This window comes from Mesorhizobium sp. M1E.F.Ca.ET.045.02.1.1 (genome assembly GCF_003952485.1).
Classification (GTDB): domain Bacteria; phylum Pseudomonadota; class Alphaproteobacteria; order Rhizobiales; family Rhizobiaceae; genus Mesorhizobium.
In genome coordinates, this window is sequence record NZ_CP034447.1 from 2,805,254 (window position 1) to 2,826,082 (window position 20,829).

A 20,829-nucleotide genomic window follows, 5' to 3' on the forward strand; every position below is an offset into this window, starting at 1 on the left:
TCTTGCGGGGCCGCCCGCCAATGACCGCGCCCGTCGTTTCCGTCGAAGGCGTCAGCAAGCGCTTCGGCGCCGTGCAGGCGCTGCGCGACGTGTCGGTCGCCTTCAACGCCGGCGAGATCACCGCCCTGATCGGCGAGAACGGCGCCGGCAAATCCACGCTGATGCGCGTGCTGGAGGGCGAGCATCGCCCAGATAGCGGCCGCGTTCTGGTCGACGGTCATCCGGTCCAGCTCACCTCGCCGCGCGCGGCGCATGGCTCTGGCATCCGGGTCATCCACCAGGAGCCGGAGATCATCCCGGAGCTGACGGTGGCGGAGAACATCTTCATCGGCGACATCAAGGCGCGTGGAGGGCTGTTCCTCGATCGCGCGGACCTCGAGCGACGCAGCCTCGAGCTGCTCGGCACCTTCGGCGTGGTCGACGTGCTTTCGCCCGGGCAGCGCTGCCATGGCCTGAGCCCGGCGCTCAGGCAGCTGATCGAGATCATGCGCGCGCTGCGACCGGGCGCGCGGCTGCTCGCCTTCGACGAGCCGACCTCGTCCTTGACGGAGGACGAAGCGCAGCGGCTGTTCCGCGTCATCCGGCGCCTCAGGGCCGATGGCGTCGCCGTGATCTACATTTCGCACCGGCTGCGCGAGATCATCGAGCTTGCCGACCGCTGCGTGGTGATGCGCGACGGCAGCCGCGTCGCCGACGAGCCGATCGCGGCGCTCGACGAGCAGCGCATGGTACGGCTGATGGTCGGCCGTCCGGTGAGCGACCTGTTCAACCGAAAGGAGCGCACGCTGGGACCTGTCCGGCTGGCGCTGGAAGATGTCACGACACGTCGCGTCCAGGGGATCGGCTTCGAGGTGAGGGCCGGCGAGATCGTCGGGCTGGGCGGACTGGTCGGCGCCGGACGGACGGAAGTTGCGCGCGCCATCGTCGGCCTCGATCCGCTGCTGTCGGGACAGATGACGGTCGGCGGCCGGCCTTACAAGCCGCGCGAACCAGCGGATGCCGTCGCGGTCGGAATTGGGCTGGTGCCGGAGGACCGAAAGCAGGAAGCGCTGCTTCTCATGCAGGCGGTGCGCGACAATGTCAGCCTCGTGGTGCCCGACAAGGTGTCGCGCTACGGCTTCTTCAGTCGCAGGCGCGAGCGCGCGCTGGTCGCCCGCCACGTCGCCGAGCTCAGGGTCAAGACACCGTCGATCGAACAGGCGGTCGGCAAGCTTTCCGGCGGCAATCAGCAGAAGGTCGTCTTCGCGCGCTGGCAAGCGCGGGGGCCGGCCGTGCTCATCCTCGACGAGCCGACGCGCGGCATCGATGTCGGCGCCAAGGCGGAGATCTACAGGCTCATCGAAAACCTGGCCGACCAGGGCCTCGCCATCCTGCTCATCTCCTCCGAGATGCCGGAGCTGCTCGGGCTCGCGGACCGCGTGCTGGTGATGCAAAGCGGGCGCATCAGCGGTGAGCTCCCGTGGCAAGAGGCGAGCGAGGAGGCCGTGCTGGCGCTGGCCATGCGCTCGGGCAAAGAGACAATCGAAAGGAGGGTATCGTGACCGATACCGCGACCGCCGGCCGCGAGCGCGCGCCGGCAAGTCTGTTCGGCCGCATCGGCGCGCAGAACATCAGCCTGCTGATCGCGCTGGTCGTGCTGCTGGCGATCTTCGGCGCGCTGAGGCCCGACGTCTTCTTCACGCCGCGCAACCTCATCAATATCGGGCTCGCGGTGACCATCCTCGGCATATTGGCGATGGCGCAGACCGTCGTCATCGTCTCCGGCGGGCTCGACATCTCGGTCGGTTCCATCGTCGGCCTGAGCACCATGGTGCTTGCCGTCGTCGCCCAGGAAACCGGATCGATCCCGGCCGGCATCCTTGCCGGGCTGCTTGCCGGATTGGTGGCGGGCGCCGTCAACGGCCTGATCATCGTCTACGGCCCGGTCAACGCGGTGATCGCGACGCTTGGAACCATGTCGGCATTCCGCGGCCTCGCCTATCTGATGAACAACGGCAACTCGATCCCGATCACCGGTGACAGCCTGCGCGCGTTGGGCATCGGCACGCTCTTCGGCCTGCCTTTCGCCATCTGGTTGCTGATCGCCGCGATGGCGGCCTTCATCGTCTTCACCCGCGAGACCGTCGTCGGACGCAACATCTATGCGCTCGGCGGCAACCCGACCGTGGCGCGGCTCGCCGGCATCCCGATCCGCCGCTATCAGATCTCGATCTATGCGATGAGCGGCTTCGCCGCGGCGGTGGCGGGCCTGGTGCTCGCCAGCCGCACCATGTCGGGGCAGCCGGCCTCCGGCAGCCAGGGGCTCGAGCTCGAGGCCATCACCGCCGCGATCCTCGGCGGCTGCGCGCTGCAGGGCGGCAAGGGCACTATCATCGGCGCCATGTTGGGGGTGCTGATCATCGGCGTCCTCAACAACGGCATGATCCTGACCAGCGTGCCGACCTTCTACCAACTGCTCGCCAAGGGCGCGCTGCTGATCCTGGCGGTCATCGTCCAGGAGCGCCAGCGGGCGCGGTCGGGAGAGTAGCCCTTGCCGTTCAAGCGTGGAGATTCCGGTTCTATTTCAGGAACTGACGGAAGCGGCAGAGTGAGAACGCAAACAGCAGTATGCCGATGATCAACAGCGCCGCAAGCTGCGGCCAGACGACATCGAGGCCCGCGCCGCGGAAAAGGACCGCCTGGGCCAGCATGACGAAATGCGTGTTGGGCGCGGCGAACATGATGGCCTGGATAGCGAGCGGCATGCTCTCGCGCGGAGTCACGCCGCCGGACAGCACTTGCAAGGGCAGGAGCACCATCATCAGCAGCAAGCCGAATTGCGGCATGGAGCCGGCGACGGTGGCTAGGAATATCCCCAGGCAGGTCATGGCGATTATGTCGAGGGCCGCGCCCACCATGAAGAGCGCGATCGATCCGTTGATCGGGACCGACAGCAGTCCCTGGATGACGAAGACGAGCGCAAGGCCGGACGCTAGGAGGACAACGATGCTCATCGACCAGATTTTGCTTGTCATGATTTCGAACGGGGTAACCGGCATCACCAGGAGATGCTCGATCGTCCCGTGCTCGCGCTCGCGTATCAGCGCCGCACCGGTGAGCACGATCGAAAGCATCGTGATGGAGGAGATCGCATCGGTGACGGCACCGAACCAGCCCTTGTTGAGTTCGGGGTTGAAGCGCGCCCGCAGGTCGAGGTTGACCGGCAGGGAAGCCTTGGAGCGGTAGTGGTTCAGGAACTCGTCCACCTCTCCGGAAACAATCGACTGGATATAACCTCCGCCGGTAAAGGCCTGCGACATACGGGTGGCGTCGATGTTGAGCTGAACCGTTGGCGAGCGGCCGGCAAGGAGATCGCGCTGGAAGTTCGGCGGAATGTCCAGCGCGAAAGTATCCGTGCCCGAATCCATGCGGCTGTCCATCTCGGGCTGGGAGATAAGCAGCGGCGCGGTGAAGTAAGGCGGATAAAATGCCGTGACGATACGCGATGAAACCGGCGACTGATCCTCGTCGACGATGGCGATCGGAGCGTGATTGAGCGTCTCCGGCATCGCCTTGGAAGCGGTGTAGATGGCGGCGGTGAAGGCATAGACGATCAGCACAAGCATCATCGGGTCCCGCACAAGGCCGCGCAGTTCCTTTATGCCGAGGTTGTATATGTTGGCGATGCGCATTAGCGGGCCTGTTTTCTCAAGAAGGCCGCTCCGAGGCCGAGCAGCACCGGAATGGCGACGAGCAGCGGCACGAACGAGCCGGACAGGTCGGCAAAGCTGAGCGCCTTGGAAAAGACGCCGCGCGAGATCGTCACGAAATAGGTGGTCGGATAGATTCGGCCGATCAACGCGCCCGCACCCTGAAGCGACGACACCGGATCGATCATGCCCGAATATTGGGTGGCGGGGATCATGGTAAGCAGCGCGGTTCCGAAGATTGCCGCGATCTGGCTCCTCATGAAGGTCGACAGAAAAAGCCCCATTGCCGTCGTGGCCATCACATAGAGAAGGGCCGCGGCGGCGAAAGCCGGAAGGCTGCCAGTCAGCGGCACGCCGAAAATGAAGGCGGCAAAGATCGTCAGCAGCACGAAGTTCAGCATTGCGAGGACGACATAGGGGATTTGCTTGCCGACCAGGAACTCGAGCCGGGTGACCGGCGTGACGTAGAAATTGATGATGGAGCCGAGTTCTTTCTCCCGCACCACGCTCAGCACGGCCAGCATCGCCGGGATCAGCAGGAGAAGCATCGGGATAACGGCCGGAACGATGGCGTCGAGGCTGCGGACGTCGGGGTTGTAGCGGTAGCGGATATCGAGCTGGAAGGCGCTGGCCGTGGCGGCGTCGCCGTAGAGCTCGCGCGCCTTCTGCGTAAGCCAGCCGGCATGCATTCCCGAGACGTAGCCCAGAACGGTCTCGGCACGCGCGGGCATGGCTCCGTCGATCCAGGCGCCGATCGTGACCTGGCGGCCGCGCGCAAGATCGCGCCCGAAGCCGGGTGGGATTTCGATGGCGAGGCTGAGTTCCCCGTTCTCCATGCGCCGGTCGAGATCGGCATAGTCGGCGATGGGTGTCTTCTCGGTGAAATAGCGAGAGCCGGCGATCTGCAGCGTATAATCCCGGCTGATCGTCGTGTCGTCGCGATCGAGGACTGCGAAGGAGAGATTCTCGACGTCCATGTTGATGCCGTAGCCCACGACGAACATCAGGATGAGGCTGCCGATGGTAGCCAGCGTGGCACGGATCGGATCGCGTACGAGTTCGAGCGCTTCGCGCCGGGTGTAGGCGAACATGCGGCGCAGATCGAAGAAACGGTCGGCGCGGCTCTTTTTGGGGCGGCTGTGCGGCGTGCTTTCGGTGAGCGGGGCTGTTTCAGCGGCTGAGCCCCCGGGTTGCTCGGGCCCTGTCGCCTCCTCCAGATATCCGACAAAGGCTTCTTCCAGCGTTGCCGCCGAGCGGCTCCCGACAATGCCTCCTGGCGTGTCGCTGATCAGGACCTTGCCGGCGTGCATGAGCGAGATGCGATCGCAGCGCTCCGCCTCATTCATGAAATGCGTGGAGACGAAGATCGTCACGTTCCCCTTGCGGGAGAGGTCGGCAAGGATCCGCCAGAACCCGTCGCGGGCCACCGGATCGACGCCGGAGGTCGGCTCGTCGAGGATCAGTATCTCCGGAGAATGGATCATCGCCACCGCCAGCGACAGCCGCTGGCGGATGCCGAGCGGCAGCGCTTCGGGCAGCGTGTCGACATTGTCGGCCAGACCGAACTGCCGCGCGACCTCCTCGACGCGGGATGGGATCGCGGCGTCGGCCATGCCGAAGAGGCGGGCATGCAGATCGAGGTTTTGCCGAACCGTCAGTTCCGAGTAGAGGGAGAATCCCTGAGACATGTAGCCGACACGCCGCCGCACTTCGATGTCGCGCGGGTCGATCTCGCGTCCGAACAGCCGTGCCTTGCCCTCGCTCGGCTCGAGCAGCCCGGTCAGCATCTTCATGGTGGTCGTCTTGCCGCAGCCATTCGAGCCCAGGAAGCCGAAGATTTCGCCTCGGCCGATGCGGAAGCTCACGTCGTCGACAGCGGTGAAATCGCCGAAGCGCATGGTAAGATGTTCAGCCTCGATGGCGGATACACCGTCGGCACCGGCGGGCCGCGGAGGGATCACGACAGCCTCATGTCCGTCGCGTTTCTCCGGAGGGAGCAGGGCGATGAAAGCCGCGTCGAGATCGGGTGTGCCCGTCCTTTCGAGCAGGTCGGACGGGGTTCCGGACGCGAGCACCCGGCCTCCATCCATGGCCACCAGCCAGTCGAAGCGGGATGCCTCCTCCATATAAGCCGTCGCGATGATGACGCTCATGCCGTCGCGGCTCTTGCGAATCTCGCCGATCAGTTCCCAGAACTGGCGGCGCGACAACGGGTCGACGCCGGTGGTCGGCTCGTCCAGGATCAAGAGGTCCGGATCGTGGATGAGGGCGCAGCAGAGGCCGAGCTTCTGCTTCATGCCGCCCGAAAGCTTGCCGGCCTGGCGATCGGCGAAAGGCGCAAGCCCGGTGCGCCTCAGAAGCTCGCCGATGCGGCGCTCCCGCTCCTGCCGGTCGTGTCCGAAAAGGCGGCCGAAGAAATCGATGTTGTCGAAGACCGACAGCGTCGGATAGAGGTTCTTGCCGAGACCTTGCGGCATATAGGCGATCCTGGGGTAGACGCTCTGCCGGTGGCGGAGGTCGGCCATGTCGCCGCCCAGCACCTCGATATGCCCCTGCTGTATCGTCCGCGCTCCGGCGATCAGGGAAAGCAGGCTGGATTTGCCGACGCCGTCCGGCCCGATCAGGCCGACCATGCAGCCGGCGGGGAAGTCGAGCGTTATGGCATCGAGAGCCCTGACTTTTCCAAAGACCTGGCCGACATTCTCCAGCCGCGCGACCTGCCCTGACGAGAAGGCTGCGGCGCTGTCAGCCAGAGCATTCATTGCACAAGCTTTCCTTGGACGCCGGCCGGCCATTGCGCCTGCGGATCGAGCTGCACATAGGCCACGCCGGGCAGCCCGGTCTTGACCTGCTGGATATATTTGCGAAGCAGCTCCGGTGAGATGTGCGCCTTGACCCGGAACATGAGTTTCAGGCGCTCTTCCTCCGTCTCGACAGTCTTGGGCGTGAACTGCGCGACGTCCGCGACGAAGGTTACCTTGGCGGGGATGATGTATTGCGGCGCCGCATCGAGCACGAGGCGCACCTCAGAGCCGATCGCGACGCGTCCAGCCTGCGCGGTCGACAGGAAGAAGGTCATGTAGACATCGCCAAGGTCGACGAGGTTGAGCACGCGTCCGCCGCCAGCGAGCACCTCGCCGGGTTCCGCTACCCGGAATTGGACGCGTCCGTCGCGCGGCGATTCCAGCGTGGCGTCGTCGATATCGGCGGCAATGCTTTCGATCGCGGCCTGCGCGGCGTCGACCGCGGCCTTGGCATCGACCACCTGTGCCCGCGCCGCGTTGATTGCCGCCTCGCTGGCGGCGAGCTGGGCCTGCGCCGCGGCAACGGCGGCCTTCGCGCTCTGTTCGGCGGCACGGTCGTTGTCCAGGACTTGCTGGGAGACGGTGTTGTTGACCGCGAGCTGCTGAGAGCGCGCCAGGGTCCGCTCGGCGGCGTCGAGCTCGGCTTCGCGCTGCGCGACGACAGCGGCCGCTGCCGTCTTTTCGGCTTCGCGTTGCGTCACCAGGCTGCCGGCGGTCTCGACCCCGATGGTGGCGCGCTGAAGCTGCGCCTCGGCTTGGCGGCGCTGCGCCTCGAGCTGCACGGTATCCATGCGGGCAAGCACTTGGCCGGCTTTGACCAAATCGCCTTCGCCGACCAGGATCTCCTTGATCCGCCCCGCGGCCTTCGTCGAGACGTCGATTTCAACCGCCTCGATGCGGCCGTTGCCGCTGGCGATGCCTTGCGGCAACGCCCCGTCCTCGGACCGCTGCCATGCGTAGTAGCCGGCTGCCGCGAGGGCGATCAGAATAATGGGAGGCAGCCACCGCCGAGCGCCCTTCATAGGCTGCCTCCCGCGTTGCGCGACGCGCCGAAGAGCGCGGGCGGCGCTGAATGGATCTGTTCAGGGCTCAACTTGATGCCGACCATGGCGAGGGACTCCGTTCGGGGCTACGAGGCGAACGAGACCAAAACAGAGGCCCGGCATGGCGACCTTGATCCGCATCAATCGCGGGAGAAAGCATAGCGGCGGTGCGGAACGGACCTTTGAGGGAAGTGCCCGATGCGCCGTGGGAGCCGGCTTAAAGCGCGTCGCGACGAAACGGATTCAGGCGACGCGCTTTTAAGTCTTTGGTTTGATGCATGTCGTTCTCCCAAAACCGCTGCGCACTTTTGGGCGACATACATTAGACGCTTTCGAGATAGGTCTCGATCTCGAAGTCGCTGACATTGAGCGCGAAGGTATTGAGTTCCTGGCGCTTGCAGGCAACGAAGGCGTCGCGCAGCACGGCCGGGAAGATTTCGGCGACGCGCTTGCCGGTCTCGAAGGCGGCGATGGCCGAGGCCCAATCCGGCGGCAGCTTGGCGAGCGTCAGCCCTTGTCCCTCGCCGCCGGTCGGCTCGCCGGGCGAGAGCTGCCGCTCGATACCGATCAGCGCGGCGCCCAGGATGGCCGCCAGCACCAGATAGGGGTTGGCGTCGGCGCCGGAGACGCGATGCTCGATGCGGCGCGCGGCGGACGGGCCGCCCGGAATGCGAATCGCCACCATCCGGTTTTCGTAGCCCCAGGCAACGGCGGTCGGCGCGTAGGAACGTGGACGCAGCCGCCGGTAGGAATTGAAATGCGGCGCGAACACCAGCGTGCTTTCGGCCATGGCTGCGAGCAGGCCGCCGACGGCATGGCGCATGGTTTCCGAGCCCTGGTCGCTGCCGTCGTCGAAGATATTGCGGCCTTCCTTGTCGAGGACGCTGAAATGGACGTGAAAACCGTTGCCGGCGCGTTCGCCATAGGGCTTGGCCATGAAGCAGGCGGCAAAGCCGTGCTTGCGGGCGATGCCCTTCACGGTGCGCTTGAAAAGCACGGCGTCGTCCGCGGCCCGCAAGGCGTCCGGCACATGGTTGAGGTTGATCTCGAACTGGCCGACGCCGTTCTCGGCGATCGCGGTGTCGACCGGAATTCCCTGCATGCGGCAAGCTTCGTAGATGTCGTGGATGAAGGCCTCGAAATCGTCGATCTCGTCGATCGAAAGCGCCGCGTCGGAATCGAGACGCCGCCCGGTGACCGGTGAAACCGGACCGACAGGCCGCTGCGACGTCAAGTCGACGAGGTAGAATTCCAGCTCGGTGGCGGTAACCGGCGTCAGGCCAAGCGCGGCATAGCGGTCGAGGATGCGGGCCAGCGCGCGGCGCGGGTCGCCGAGATAGGGCGCGCCGGCATCGTCCGCCAGCCATAGCGGCAACAGCGCCGTCGGATGCGCTGTCCAGTTGACCGGCAGGATGCCGCGTCCTGTCCACTGGCAAAGCCCGTCGGCGTCGCCGGTCGAGAAGACCTGGGCGTTGCCTTCGATGTCCTCGCCCCAGATGTCGAGCCCGATCGCCGAATAGGGCATGCGCAGCTTGCCTTCGAGTGCCTTGCGCGCCTGCTCGACCGGAATGCGCTTGCCGCGCATGATGCCGTTCAGGTCGCACACAGCCGCCCGCAGGCTCTGGATGTCGTTCCTGCTTTCAAGCCAGTTCAAAACGTCCGCAATTGCATCGCCCAATTTCCAGCCCCTGGTTCTTCTGTAGCCATTTCGGCTACGATATCCATTTTGCAGCTTATGAGTTCCTGAAGACCGTCCTGGAGGGGATCCAGGCGAGGTTCCTTCATTTTTTCAATTCACTAGCTGGGATATCGGGCGGCATTTCGGGTCCATATTGTGCGATCTGCGATCGCAACATAGCTGGCGAGTGAAGGAAAGCCAAGTCAGGATTTGAGAATTGGGCCGAAGCCTTATCTTCGTCATTCTCGGGCGGAGCAAGGAGCGCAGCGACGCGGCGCAGACCCGAGAATCCATGCCGTGACATAAAGGCGCCGCTGCGTTCCAGAATTCTGCTCCGCTGTACTCCACGGCCAAGGTAACGGCATGGATTCCAGGGTCTCCGCGACGGAGCTGCGCTCCTGCTCCGCCCTGGAATGACGAGGTTGGCGCGCTTTCACCCAAATCTCGAAGGCTTCCTAATGAGGGAACCTGATCTGCTTGAGAATATGCGCGGCCCCCTCGTCGATGTCGCGCACGATGGCCGCGCGTGCCCGCTTGCCGTCGCCAGCCTCGATCGCCGCGACGGCTTCCTCGTGATAGTCGATGCCGAGAATGCCGGCGAGGTCGTCCTCGAAGCCGATGCGCAGGTTCCGGAGGAAAGGCCCCACCTGCATCCACACCGTCTCGATCAGGAAGATCATCTGCTCATTGCCGCAGTGGCGGTAGATCGAGAATTTGAAGTCGTGGTTCTTGCGCAGATAATCGTCGATGTCGCCGCTGCGGGCGGCCTGGGTGAGCTCGGTGCAGTGGCGACGGATGGCGCGCAGATTGTTGCCGTTGATGCGTTTTGTCGCGAGTTCGGTGGCCGTGCCTTCGAGGATCGTGCGCACATCGGTCAACTGCTGGAAACGATCGGCCGAGATCATCGGCACCTCGACGCTGCCGTTCGGCATCGGGCTCAGCGCCCTGAGTGCCTGCAGCCTCATGAAGGCGCTGCGCACCGGCATGTCGCTGGTGCCGAGCTCCTTGGCGAGCTTGCGCGAAGTCAGCTTCTGGCCGGGCTGGAACTGACCCGACATCAGCGCCCGCACCAGTTCCAGATAGACTTTCTCATGCAGGGGTATCGTGTCGAGGGCAGTCAGTCCGAATTGTGTTTTGTCGGCCATTGGCTATGCGCTGCTTCGTCCGCCCTGAAATCCGTTTCGTCAAGCAATCCGCCGCCGGGGATGCTTGGCTGGCGATTTTCGAGCCGCACGATAGACGGTTAACGCGCGCCGCGGCAAGTGAGGCCAGGGCGGTGTCCCGGCTGACCCAACGGAGCGGGCATCATGCGTGCGAAGCGATTCCAGGTGACCCGGACCTCGAAGCGCCTGCCGGCAAGGCGCACCTCGACCTCCGAGCCGACGAGATTCCCGTCGTTCAGCTGGAAGGAAGGCTTTCCGGCTATCGTTGCGCTTGCTGGGTCCTGGCGAGGAAGCTGCGCCAGCCGCCATAGGCGGAGATATCCGTTGCCGCCGACAGACCGGCGGTCTCGGCCAGAAAACCCTTCGCCGATGTTCCATCGTCGAGCTCGATGGTGCCGATGCCGAGCGGTGGCGGGATGGCGGCGACGAAGCGGCCGAACGCCTCGGCAGGAAGCCGCCAGACCTCGACCTCGATCGCGGTGCCGCCGCCCGCGACGCGGATCAAGCCCGGCTTTGGCGTGGTCTGGCCGGCAAGCTCGTAGAGCTTGTAGGAAGGCGTCGTCGTCGTCGCCCGGCAGAAACGCGCGCCGGCTTCCTTAAGCTGGCAATTGAGCGGCATCCCCGACAGATGCGCACCGACCACAACCATTTCGATCGTGCCGTCCTCGGCCGATGCGTTGGCTGGCCGCGCGCTCGACTGCCGCCACCCGGTCGCGCCGAGGACGAGGCCGCTCGCCGAATGCAGGTCCCGTGCGGCCGCCGCGACGAGGCCGTCCCGGCCGGCGGCGGCCAAAAGCGTAACGCTCATCGGCAGGCCGTCGTCGCGCGTGCCGGCCGGCACGGCGATGCCGCACATGTCGAGCAGATTGACGAAATTCGTGTAGGTGCCAAGCCGGCTGTTGGTTGCGATCGGATCGGCAAGCACGTCGTCGACCGTGTAGTGGGTCGGCGCGGTCGGCACACAGAAGAGATCGACGGAGGCGATGACAGGGGCAAGCCGCGCCTTGTAGGCCTGCAAGGCATAGAGTCCGCGGAAGGCGTCGGCGGCCGACAGGTTTCTGGCGCCGCCGATGATCTTGCGCGTCACCGGGTGGAGCGCTGCTTCGTTTGCCTCGAAGAAATCGCGGATCGCCGCATAGCGCTCCGCCACCCAGGCGCCTTCGTAGAGAAGGTCGGCCGTGGCGTAGAAGTCGCCGAACGGGATCTCGACGAGCTTGGCGCCCGACGCTTCCAGCGCGGCAAGAGCGGCTTCGAAGCCGGCCTGCATCGATGCGTCACCGAAGAATTTCAGATCGGCCTTGGCCGGGATGCCGACGTTCAGCGCCGGCGGGCGGGCGGCGAGTGGCCGGACGGCGATGTCGTGAGAGTAAGGGTCGGCGGCATCGTACGCCGCAGCGACCGATAGCACCGCATAGGCGTCGTCGACTGTCAGCGCGAAAACCGAGACGCAGTCGAGCGTCCGGCAGGCCGGGACCACGCCCGCCGTCGACAGCGCGCCGACGGTTGGCTTCAGCCCGACGACGTTGTTGAGGCCGGCCGGGATGCGCCCCGAGCCGGCGGTGTCGGTGCCGAGCGCGAAGGAGACGATGCCGCGCGCCGTCGCCACCGCGGAGCCGGAAGAGGAGCCGCCCGGCACCAGCCTCGGATCGATCGCATTCCTTGGGATCGGCCAGGGCGTGCGCACACCGACGAGGCCGGTGGCGAACTGGTCGAGATTGGTCTTGCCGACGACCAGGGCGCCCGCCGCCTTGAGTTTCGCCACGACCGTCGCATCCCTGTCCGGCGTGTAGGCATATTCGGCGCAGGCGGCCGTGGTCGGCATGCCGGCGACATCGATGTTGTCCTTGACGGCGAAGGGGATACCCCAGAGCGGCTTGGCCACGGGGTCGAACGAACCAAGCGCTTCGGCCTCGGCCAGCATCGCGGCTTTCGTCGCAAGGTGGATGAAGATGCCGGGATCGCCCGCCGCCTCGATGCGGGCCAGCACCCTATCGATCACCTCGGCTATGCCGGTGCCAGCCTGGTAAGCCGCATGCAGGCTGCCGATGTCGAAGCGGATGTCGCTCATTTCGTCTCCCCCAGAATGATAACCGGCAGGTCCCATTGGATCAGCACGACGCAACCGTCCTTCGTCCACACCGAATGCTCGGTGCCGACCGGATTGAGGATCACGCTGCCCGCCGGATAGTCACCGTTCTCGTCGCTCTGGGTGCCTTCCAGCACGACGATGGTTTCCAACCCGGCATGGCGGTGGCGCGGAACGCCGGCGCCTGGCTGATATTTAAGGACGGCCACACTCGGCTCGACCGGCCCGCCCCTGAGAAGCCAGTGCACCGTCACGCCGTCACGGAAAGGCACGAACGCCAGATCGCGCCAGCCACCGTCGACGAGGCCGGCAAAGGCAAGATTAGGCATTCGCAATTCCCTTGAGCACCTGATTGGTGGTCGCCGTCCAGCCGACGATCGCGCCCTGCGCCCTGATCATGGCGAGCGCGGCGGCCTTGAATTCGGGAAAGTAGCTCTCCGTCGCGTCTTCGGCGACCAGACACTCATAGCCGCGGTCGTTGGCCTCGCGCATGGTCGTCTGCACGCAGACTTCTGTCGTCACTCCGGCAAAGACCAGTTGCCGGGCGCCGATCCGCTTCAGGTCATCGCCGAGGCCGGTCGCGTAGAAGGCGCCCTTGCCGGGCTTCTCGATGACGATCTCGCCGGGCAAAGGCGCGAGCTCATCGAGGATCGCCGTGCCTGGCTCGCCGGCGATCAGCACGCGGCCCATCGGGCCGGCATCGCCGATGCGGATCGACGGATTGCCGCGGTTGCGCTTGGCTGGCGGCAGGTCCGAAAGGTCGGGCCTGTGGCACTCCATGGTGTGGATCACCGGCAGGCCAGCGGCGCGAAAGCCTTCGATCAGCTTTTTCACCGTCGGCACGATCGCCGTCACCCGGCTGACGTCGTTGCCGAGGCTGGCGCCGAAGCCGCCGGGCTCGGCGAAGTCGCGCTGCATGTCGATGACGATAAGTGCCGTGGTCTCGGGCCTGAAAGCAAAGGCGAAAGGCAGCGCTTCGATTTTTGCCATCAATGGTGCCCCGCCATGTGCTCGCCGATCGTCTGCACGCTCGCTTGCGCGATCGGCGTCTCGTAGACGAGGGCGCCGTCGGACATGACGAGGATGCGGTCCGAAAGCTCCAGGAGCTCGTCCAGATCTTCCGACATCAGGAGCACCGCGGCCCCCGCGTTGCGCGCCTTCATGATGCGGGCGCGGATTTCGGCGACGGCAGAGAAGTCGAGGCCGAAGCAGGGGTTGGAGACGATCAAAAGGTCGACCTCGCCGGTCAGCTCGCGGGCGAGCACGGCGCGCTGCACGTTGCCGCCCGACAGCGAGGCGATCGGCGAGGAGAGCGATGCGGTCTTCACCTTGAACTGCTCGACCAGCCGGGCGCTGAAGGATTTGATGGCGCTAGCGCTGATCCAGCTCACCGGCCTGCCGTTGCCATCGACGTCGAAGGTGCGGAAGGCGATGTTCTCGGCGACCGTCATTCTCGGCGCGCAGGCATTCTTCAATGGCTCTTCCGGGATGAGGCGGACGTTGAGCGCACGCGCCTCGGCGCGCGTCGCGGCATAGGCCGCGCCGCGAACCATGACTTCCCCTTGATCGCGAGCGCGCTGTCCGGCCAGCACTTCCAGGAACTCCTTCTGACCGTTGCCCGAGATGCCGGCGATGCCGACGATCTCGCCGGAGCGCACGCCGAGATCGGTGATGTTGATCGATTTGAGGCCGGTTCGGTCCGGAGCCTTCAGCGCCTTGACCTCGAGCACGATCTCGGCATCCGGCTTCGGCTCGGCGCGGCTGTCGAGCGCGGCGATCGGCTGGTCGCCGATCATCATCGCCGCCATTTCCCTATGCGAAAGATCCGAGACCTTCCCGGCTCCGGTGAGCCTGCCCTTGCGCAGCACCGTGATGTCGTCGGCGAATGCCGTGACCTCGTGGAACTTGTGCGAGATCATCAGCACGGTGAGGTCGCCTGCCTTCGTCATGCCGCGCACCAGGCCGAGCACTTCCTGCGCCTCGCCCGGGGTCAGCACGGATGTCGGCTCGTCCAGCACCAGGAAATTGCGGCCGAGATAAAGCTGTTTGATGATCTCAAGCTTCTGCTTCTCGCCGGCGGCGAGCTCGGCCACCTTGACGTCGAGCGGCAGCTTGAACGGCATGCCGTTCATGAAGGCCGCAAGCGCTGTGCGCTCCTTGCGCCAGTCGATGACGCCGGGCACCTTCTCACGCGAGATGACCAGGTTCTCGGCGCCGGTCAGCGAAGGCACGAGCGTGAAATGCTGATAGACCATGCCGAGGCCGAGCGCCGAGGCATCTCTCGGGCTGGCGATCGTCACCTCGCGTCCGTCGACCAGCATGTCGCCCGCCGTCGGATGGTAAAAACCCATCATGCATTTGACCAGCGTCGACTTGCCAGCGCCGTTCTCGCCGAGCAGCGCGTGGAAAGAGCCTGCAGGCACCTTGATGGAGACGTCGTCGAGCGCGGTGAAAGCGCCGAAGCGCATGGTCATGCCGATGGTCTCGACGCCGATCGCCTTGCGATGGAGAGTTCCGCTCATCGCCGGTTCCTCATGGCAGCTGCGCGACGAGGGCGGCGGAATTCGAGACGGCGCCGAAGACGCCGCCCTGCATCTTGATCATCTTGATCGCCGCCAGGTGGTTGCCGTAGTCGGTCGCGCCGCAGCAATCCTCCAGCATCACGCATTCGAAGCCGCGGTCGTTGGCCTCGCGCATGGTGGTGTGCACGCAGACATCGGTTGTGATTCCGGTGAGCACGATGTTTTCGATGCCGCGCTGGTTGAGGATCAATTCGAGATCGGTGGCGCAAAACGAGCCTTTGCCCGGCTTGTCGATGATCGGCTCGCCCTCGGCCGGATAGAGGTCGGGGATGATGTCCCAGCCAGGCTCGCCGCGCACCAGGATGCGCCCGCAAGGGCCGGGATCGCCGATGCCGGCATTGATGCGGCGCGAGCGCCAGCGCTTGTTGGCGGGCAGGTCGGCGAGGTCGGGACGATGGCCCTCGCGCGTGTGGATGATGGTGTAGCCCTTGTCGCGCATGGCGGAAAGCACAGCCTTGATGGGCTCGATCGGCGCCCTGACCAGCGACAGGTCGTAGCCCATATGGTCGACATAGCCACCCGGCCCGCAGAAATCGGTCTGCATGTCGATGATGATCAGCGCCGTGTTGTCCGGCCTCAACTCGCCATTGTAGGGCCAGGGGTAGGGATCGGCGTTGATGTAGCGCTGGGTGATCTCGGCTCTGGCGTTCATGGCAAAAACTCCGGTCTCGCGAGCGGTTCCTGGGCGACGGTCATTTGGTGATCGACAGTTCGCCGGGCGCGCCGGCGAGCGTGCGGCTCGGCGACGAGGTGGCGATCATGATGATGAGGGTGAGGATGTAAGGGGCGGCGTAGAACAGGTAGTAGCCCTGCGTGACGCCCACCGACTGCAGCGCCGGGCCGAGCGCGCCGGCGCCGCCGAACAAAAGCGCGGCAGCGAAGCAGCCGAGCGGGTTCCAGCGCGCGAAGATGACCAGCGCCACCGCCATCAGTCCCTGGCCCGACGAGATGCGCTCGGTCCAGCTGCCGGGATAATAGAGCGACAGGTAGGCGCCGCCGATACCGGCGAGCGCTCCGCCGGTGCCGGTGGCCAGCAGGCGCACCGCGTTCGGGTCGAGGCCCATGGCGCGAGCTGCATCGGCGCTGTCGCCGACCACGCGCACGATCAGGCCGACACGGGTGTTGCGGAACGCCCACCAGAGGAAGATGGCGAGAGCAGCGCCGATCAGGAACAGCACGTTGACGTTGAGCGCCGCCTGCACCTGCGGGATGTCGGACCAGGCGCCGAACGGGATCGCCGGCAGATCGGGCGCGGAGGGCTGGATGAAGGGCTTGCCGAAGAAGAAGGCGAGGCCTGTGCCGAACAGCATCAGGGCGATGCCGATGGCGATGTCGTTGACCTTCGGGAACTTGCAGATCCAGCCATGAAAGAGGCCGAAGCAGAGGCCGGCGGCCGCCGCCGCCAAAAGGCCGAGCCATGGCGAGCCGGTCATCACCGCCACCGCATAGGCACTCATGGCGCCGAACACCAGCGTGCCTTCGAGGCCGAGATTGATGCGGCCGGAGCGTTCGGTGATGGCTTCGCCGAGCGAGACGAAGATGAAGGGAGTGGACACGCGGATGGCGCCGCCCAGCATGGCGAGCGGCACCCCCCACAGCCCGATATCGGTCGCGTCCATCACGCGACCCCCTTCAGGAGATCGGGCCTCTGCCAGAGGTCGGGATTAAAGAGCTTGAACCGGCCGTAGAAGGTCTCGCTGAACAAGATGACGATGAACAGCATGCCCTGCAGCACCAGCACGGTTGCATCAGGCAGGTCCATTCGGCGCTGAATCAGCCCGCCGGACGCGTCGATGCCGCCAAGCAGAACGGCGACGGGGATGATGGCAAGCGGATTGTGGCGGGCAAGGAAGGCGACGAGGATGCCGGTATAGCCGTAGCCGGCGGCCAGCGAGCCGTTGGCGCTGCCCTGCACGGCCGCGACCTCGAGCATGCCGGCAAGTCCTGCGAAGCCGCCCGCCAGCGCCGTGAAGCCGACGATCAGCGGACCGACGGCCAACCCCTGCACCTGCGCCGCCCTGACATTGCCGCCGGCGATGCGGGCGGCGAAGCCCCAGCGGGTCTTCTCGATCAGCAGCCAGGAGAGCGCGCAGGCAAGGATGCCGACGACGAGGCCCCAATGCACCTCCATGCCCGGGATGTCGCCGACGCGGTAGAGGTCGGCCAGCGGCTGGGTCGAGGGTTTGTTGAGCGAGGCCGGATCGCGCAGCGGCCCTTCCACCAGATGGTTCATCAGGGCAATCGCGATGTAGGCCATCAGCAGGCTGGAGATGGTCTCGTTGACGGCCCGGTAATGGCGCAGCGCGCCGACGACACCTATCCAGATGCCGCCGGCGGCCGCGCCCCCCACGCCCATGAGGAGGATGACGAGAAAAGACGGCGCGCCGTTCAGCGCCACGCCGATAGCGGCTGCGGCGACGCCGCCGAGCACGATCGCGCCCTCGCCGCCGATGACGACCAGGCCGAGGCGCGCCGGTAGAGCCACGCAGAGCGCCGCAAGCAAGAGCGGCGCTCCGCGCGACAGCGAGTTCTGGATCGAGAACCAGGAACCGAAGCCGCCGCGCCACATCGTCTCGTAGAGCTGGGCCGGCGACTTGCCGACAGCCAGGATGAACAGGCTGAACAGCACCATGCCGGCGACCAGCGCCGCGAGTGGAATGACGAAGGCCTCAGCCCGCCTGGCGATCCATTCGAGCGCCGCCCGATATCCCCTCGCATCGAGGATGGTCCGCACGTCCGGGCCGCTCACGGTGTCCGTCATGTCTCCGTTTCCCAAGGCCCGCGCCCCTTAGGCCGTCGAGCCGACGACGCCGTCGACGAGATAGTCCATGCTTTCGAGCTCGATGGCGGTCTCGACGAAGGCTTGGCCTTCGGTAGCGACGACGGCGCCCTTGTTGCTCTTCAATGGGCCCTTGATGACGGAGAAGCCGCCTTTCATCATTTCGGCCAGCGTGGCGTCGAACTGCTTGCGCGCCGCTTCGCCGACGGCGGGACCGAGCGGGCTCATCTTGACGAAGCCGTCGGCCAGGCCGCCGCGCGTGAAGTTGGGCAGCGGCTTGCCGGCGATGAGGTCGTCGACGAACATCTTGTAGACCTTGGCCCAGTTCCACTCCGCGCCGGTCAGGTATTTTTCCGGCGCCAGCGGGCTCTGGTTGGCGTGGTAGCCACAGACGAAGGCGCCGCGGCCGGCGGCCGTCTCGACCACCACCTTCGGGCTGTCGACATGGCAGGTGACGACGTCGGCACCTTGGTCGACCAGCGCGTTGGTGGCCTCGGCTTCCTTGACCGCCAGCGACCATTCGCCGGTGAAGATCACCTGGCAGGTGATCGCCGGATCGACCGAGCGCGCGCCCAGCAGGAAGGAATTGATGTTGAGCAGAACCTGCGGGATCGGCTTGGCGGCGACGAAACCGAGCTTCTTCGACTTGGTGGCGTGGCCGGCGACGACGCCGTTGAGGTACTGGCCCATGCCGATATAGCCGAAATAGGAACCGGCGTTCATCGGGTGCTTGTCCTTGTTCCACATGCCGCCGCAATGGCGAAACTGCACGTCAGGGAACTTCGCGCACATGGCCAGCATATGCGGATCGAAGTAGCCGAACGAGGTCGGAAAGATCAGCGAGGCGCCGTCGAGATTGATCATCGATTCCATCGTCTTCTGGACGTCGACCGTTTCGGGAACATTTTCCTCCTCGACGATGGAAATGCCTTCGATGCCCTTCAGCGACGCAGCCCCTTCGGCATGCGCCTGGTTGTAGCCATAGTCGTCCTTCGGGCCGACATAGATGAAGCCGACGGTAGCGGCGGCGGCGCGCGCCGCGCGGATCGGAAAGGCTGCCGAGGCAAGGCCCAGCGCCGCTCCGGCGGCGGAGGTCTTGAGCAGATCGCGGCGGCTAAGCATGAATCTCTCGGTCATATCGAATGCTCCCCTTTCTTGGACCCGGCACGGGTCGGTTGATCTCCTATCAAGAAAGTGCATGCAATCGCTATGCCAGTTCCGCCGCGAGGTTTTCCGTAATAAAATCAACAGATCACTTTAGAAGGCCTGCATAAAGGCAAGGCAAGTGCATGCACTTTATGCCTGAAAAATGATCAGTTTGACATAAGGGTCAAAATCTAGGCATACAGACGCGCAGCCTGAGTCGAAATCAGCCCGTGAGCCGTCCAGGTCGCGGGTCCGGATCCAAAAAACTGGACGGAGGAGACGTGTCGGGAAGGCGCTTGGTCAGGTCGGGCACGACCGTGGATCAGATGGTGAGGGCGATCGCGGACCGCATCGTCACCGGCTATCTGCGCCCTGGCGAAAGGCTCGACGAGGGCTCGCTCGCCGCCCGTTTCGACGTCTCGCGCACGCCCGTGCGGGAGGCGCTCGGCCATTTGAGCGCCATGGGCCTGGTCGAAAGGCGGCCCAACCGGGGCGCCATCGTCGCCGTGATTACGCAGGAACATCTCGCCTCGATGTTCGAGAGCATGGCCGAACTGGAAGCGATCTGCGCGCGCTTCTCGGCCGAGCGCATGACCGGCGCCGAGCGCCGTTCGCTGGAGATGGAGCATCAGGCCTCGGCGCGGCTCGTGCAGCTCGGCGCCGAGGAGGACTACGAGTTTTTCAACACCGAGTTCCACAGCAGGCTCTATCGCGGCGCGCACAATACGCATATCCACGATTTGACCGTGGCGACCCGCAGCCGCCTGGCGCCGTTCCGGCGCGCGCAGTTCATGCTGCCAGGCCGACTGGCCAAGTCCTGGCAGGAGCATGATGTGATCGTCACCGCGATCATGCGCGGCGATGCGGCGGCTGCCGGCAAGGCCGCCCGCGATCATGTGTCGATCGTCAGCGAGGCGAGCGCTGTGTTCGCGGCCGTCGACCCGATGGAACCGAAGGTCAGCCGATCCGGGCGTCGATGATCTCGACGAAGCGCGCGAAGAGCCCCGCCTGCGACTTGATTTTGAGCTTGCGATAGATGTTGCGGCGGTGGACCTTCACGGTCCCCGGCACGATCCTGAGCGCCCTGGCGATCGATTCCGTGGAATGGCCCTGAAGCACCAGGTCGACGACCTGTTTTTCGCGCGACGTCAGCGACAGGCTCTTCCAGATATGCGCGCGATCGAGCTCGTTGGCCATGGCGACAGTTTCGCCCGGCGGCGGGAGCCCAGCCTCGTCGGCGGGCAGGGCCGGCCAGCGTTGCCGGCAGAAACCGATCACCGCTGGCGCCATGTCGCGCAGCAGCCTGGCGTCGGCTGTTCCGAACGGCCCCGAGGCGCGCAGCCGCATCAGCGACAACACCAGCGCATCCTTGCCGGCCAGCGGCACGAAAAAGCCGACCTCCTCGGCGAGCCGGGTCTGGCTGTAATAGGAACGGTAGTATTCGCTGGCATAGAAGCGGTCCGGCGCCAGCTCGCGCATGCGCCAGAAACCCTCCTTGCGCTCGACCGCGGCATGGTGGAACGGGTCGAGCAGATAGGGCCCCTCCTGATAGAGCGCGACGAAGATGTGGCTTTCGGCCGGCGAGAAGGTCTCGAACAGGAGCGGCGGCCGCGCAGCTCCCCGATAGCCGAAGATCACGCAGTGATCGAAGCGCACATGCCCGCGCAGCCAGCCGACGATCGCCTTGCCGAAATGATCGCCGCCGCTCTCGCGCGTCGCGGCGATCACGGCGGCAAGCGCGTTGTAGTCGTCACTGCGGGAGACGGCCAATTCATACCCCTCTGAACGATTAAATCAGCTAAATATACCACCTGCGAGGTATATACTAGTCGCCATTGGCTCTGCTAGCGTCACGACAT

17 protein-coding genes are annotated in these 20,829 nt (G+C 65.4%); 3 read left to right on the forward strand and 14 right to left on the reverse strand.

Annotated features, from left to right (window positions below; translation table 11 throughout):
- Positions 1 to 20: 20 nt before the first annotated feature.
- Together EJ070_RS13560 and EJ070_RS13565 are read left to right on the forward strand one after the other, a co-directional pair.
- The gene (locus EJ070_RS13560) at positions 21 to 1,541 is read left to right on the forward strand and encodes a sugar ABC transporter ATP-binding protein (protein ID WP_126091806.1); all 1,521 of its coding nucleotides are present in this window, start codon (positions 21 to 23) and stop codon (positions 1,539 to 1,541) included.
- Complete coding sequence (locus tag EJ070_RS13565; RefSeq protein ID WP_126091807.1) at positions 1,538 to 2,527, forward strand: ABC transporter permease; 990 nt, start codon at positions 1,538 to 1,540, stop codon at positions 2,525 to 2,527. Before EJ070_RS13560 ends, EJ070_RS13565 begins: the two co-directional genes overlap by 4 nt.
- Before the next feature lie 31 nt (positions 2,528 to 2,558).
- On the opposite strand, the gene EJ070_RS13570 is transcribed toward EJ070_RS13565, so the two are convergent.
- From EJ070_RS13570 to EJ070_RS13630, 13 genes are all read right to left on the reverse strand, one after another.
- A complete protein-coding gene (locus EJ070_RS13570; RefSeq protein WP_126091808.1) occupies positions 2,559 to 3,671 on the reverse strand; it encodes an ABC transporter permease in 1,113 nt (370 codons plus the stop codon).
- On the reverse strand, positions 3,671 to 6,451 hold the full coding sequence (gene rbbA, locus EJ070_RS13575) for a ribosome-associated ATPase/putative transporter RbbA (RefSeq protein ID WP_189350525.1): 2,781 nt from the start codon (positions 6,449 to 6,451) through the stop codon (positions 3,671 to 3,673). Before rbbA ends, EJ070_RS13570 begins: the two co-directional genes overlap by 1 nt.
- On the reverse strand, positions 6,448 to 7,515 hold the full coding sequence (locus EJ070_RS13580) for an HlyD family efflux transporter periplasmic adaptor subunit (protein WP_126091810.1): 1,068 nt from the start codon (positions 7,513 to 7,515) through the stop codon (positions 6,448 to 6,450). Before EJ070_RS13580 ends, rbbA begins: the two co-directional genes overlap by 4 nt.
- A 343-nt stretch (positions 7,516 to 7,858) precedes the next feature.
- Entirely contained in the window at positions 7,859 to 9,214 is a 1,356-nt protein-coding gene (locus EJ070_RS13585; protein WP_126091811.1) for a glutamine synthetase family protein, read from the reverse strand.
- A 455-nt stretch (positions 9,215 to 9,669) separates the two neighbouring features.
- A complete protein-coding gene (locus EJ070_RS13590) occupies positions 9,670 to 10,359 on the reverse strand; it encodes a GntR family transcriptional regulator (RefSeq protein WP_126091812.1) in 690 nt (229 codons plus the stop codon).
- Between the two features lie 277 nt (positions 10,360 to 10,636).
- Positions 10,637 to 12,445, reverse strand: a complete 1,809-nt coding sequence (atzF, locus tag EJ070_RS13595; RefSeq protein WP_126091813.1) for an allophanate hydrolase — start codon at positions 12,443 to 12,445, stop codon at positions 10,637 to 10,639.
- Entirely contained in the window at positions 12,442 to 12,792 is a 351-nt protein-coding gene (locus EJ070_RS13600; protein ID WP_126091814.1) for a cupin domain-containing protein, read from the reverse strand. The genes atzF and EJ070_RS13600 overlap by 4 nt, the downstream gene beginning before the upstream one ends.
- Positions 12,785 to 13,453, reverse strand: a complete 669-nt coding sequence (locus tag EJ070_RS13605; RefSeq protein ID WP_126091815.1) for an isochorismatase family cysteine hydrolase — start codon at positions 13,451 to 13,453, stop codon at positions 12,785 to 12,787. Before EJ070_RS13605 ends, EJ070_RS13600 begins: the two co-directional genes overlap by 8 nt.
- A complete protein-coding gene (locus EJ070_RS13610; RefSeq protein WP_126091816.1) occupies positions 13,453 to 14,985 on the reverse strand; it encodes an ABC transporter ATP-binding protein in 1,533 nt (510 codons plus the stop codon). Before EJ070_RS13610 ends, EJ070_RS13605 begins: the two co-directional genes overlap by 1 nt.
- 10 nt (positions 14,986 to 14,995) lie before the next feature.
- Entirely contained in the window at positions 14,996 to 15,697 is a 702-nt protein-coding gene (locus EJ070_RS13615; RefSeq protein ID WP_126091817.1) for an isochorismatase family cysteine hydrolase, read from the reverse strand.
- Positions 15,698 to 15,737: 40 nt separating this feature from the next.
- Positions 15,738 to 16,664 carry an ABC transporter permease gene (locus EJ070_RS13620; RefSeq protein WP_126091818.1) on the reverse strand — a complete coding sequence of 309 codons (927 nt, stop codon included), beginning with the start codon at positions 16,662 to 16,664 and terminating at the stop codon, positions 15,738 to 15,740.
- A complete protein-coding gene (locus EJ070_RS13625) occupies positions 16,664 to 17,806 on the reverse strand; it encodes an ABC transporter permease (protein WP_126091819.1) in 1,143 nt (380 codons plus the stop codon). The genes EJ070_RS13620 and EJ070_RS13625 overlap by 1 nt, the downstream gene beginning before the upstream one ends.
- A gap of 27 nt (positions 17,807 to 17,833) precedes the next feature.
- On the reverse strand, positions 17,834 to 18,961 hold the full coding sequence (locus EJ070_RS13630) for a BMP family ABC transporter substrate-binding protein (protein ID WP_126091820.1): 1,128 nt from the start codon (positions 18,959 to 18,961) through the stop codon (positions 17,834 to 17,836).
- A gap of 335 nt (positions 18,962 to 19,296) precedes the next feature.
- Here EJ070_RS13630 and EJ070_RS13635 point away from each other — a divergent pair, with 335 nt between their 5' ends.
- Positions 19,297 to 19,950, forward strand: a complete 654-nt coding sequence (locus EJ070_RS13635) for a GntR family transcriptional regulator (RefSeq protein ID WP_126095745.1) — start codon at positions 19,297 to 19,299, stop codon at positions 19,948 to 19,950.
- Here EJ070_RS13635 and EJ070_RS13640 read toward each other — a convergent pair.
- A complete protein-coding gene (locus EJ070_RS13640) occupies positions 19,928 to 20,740 on the reverse strand; it encodes a LuxR C-terminal-related transcriptional regulator (protein WP_126091821.1) in 813 nt (270 codons plus the stop codon). The two genes, EJ070_RS13635 and EJ070_RS13640, sit on opposite strands and share 23 nt — an antisense overlap.
- Between the last annotated feature and the right edge of the window lie 89 nt (positions 20,741 to 20,829).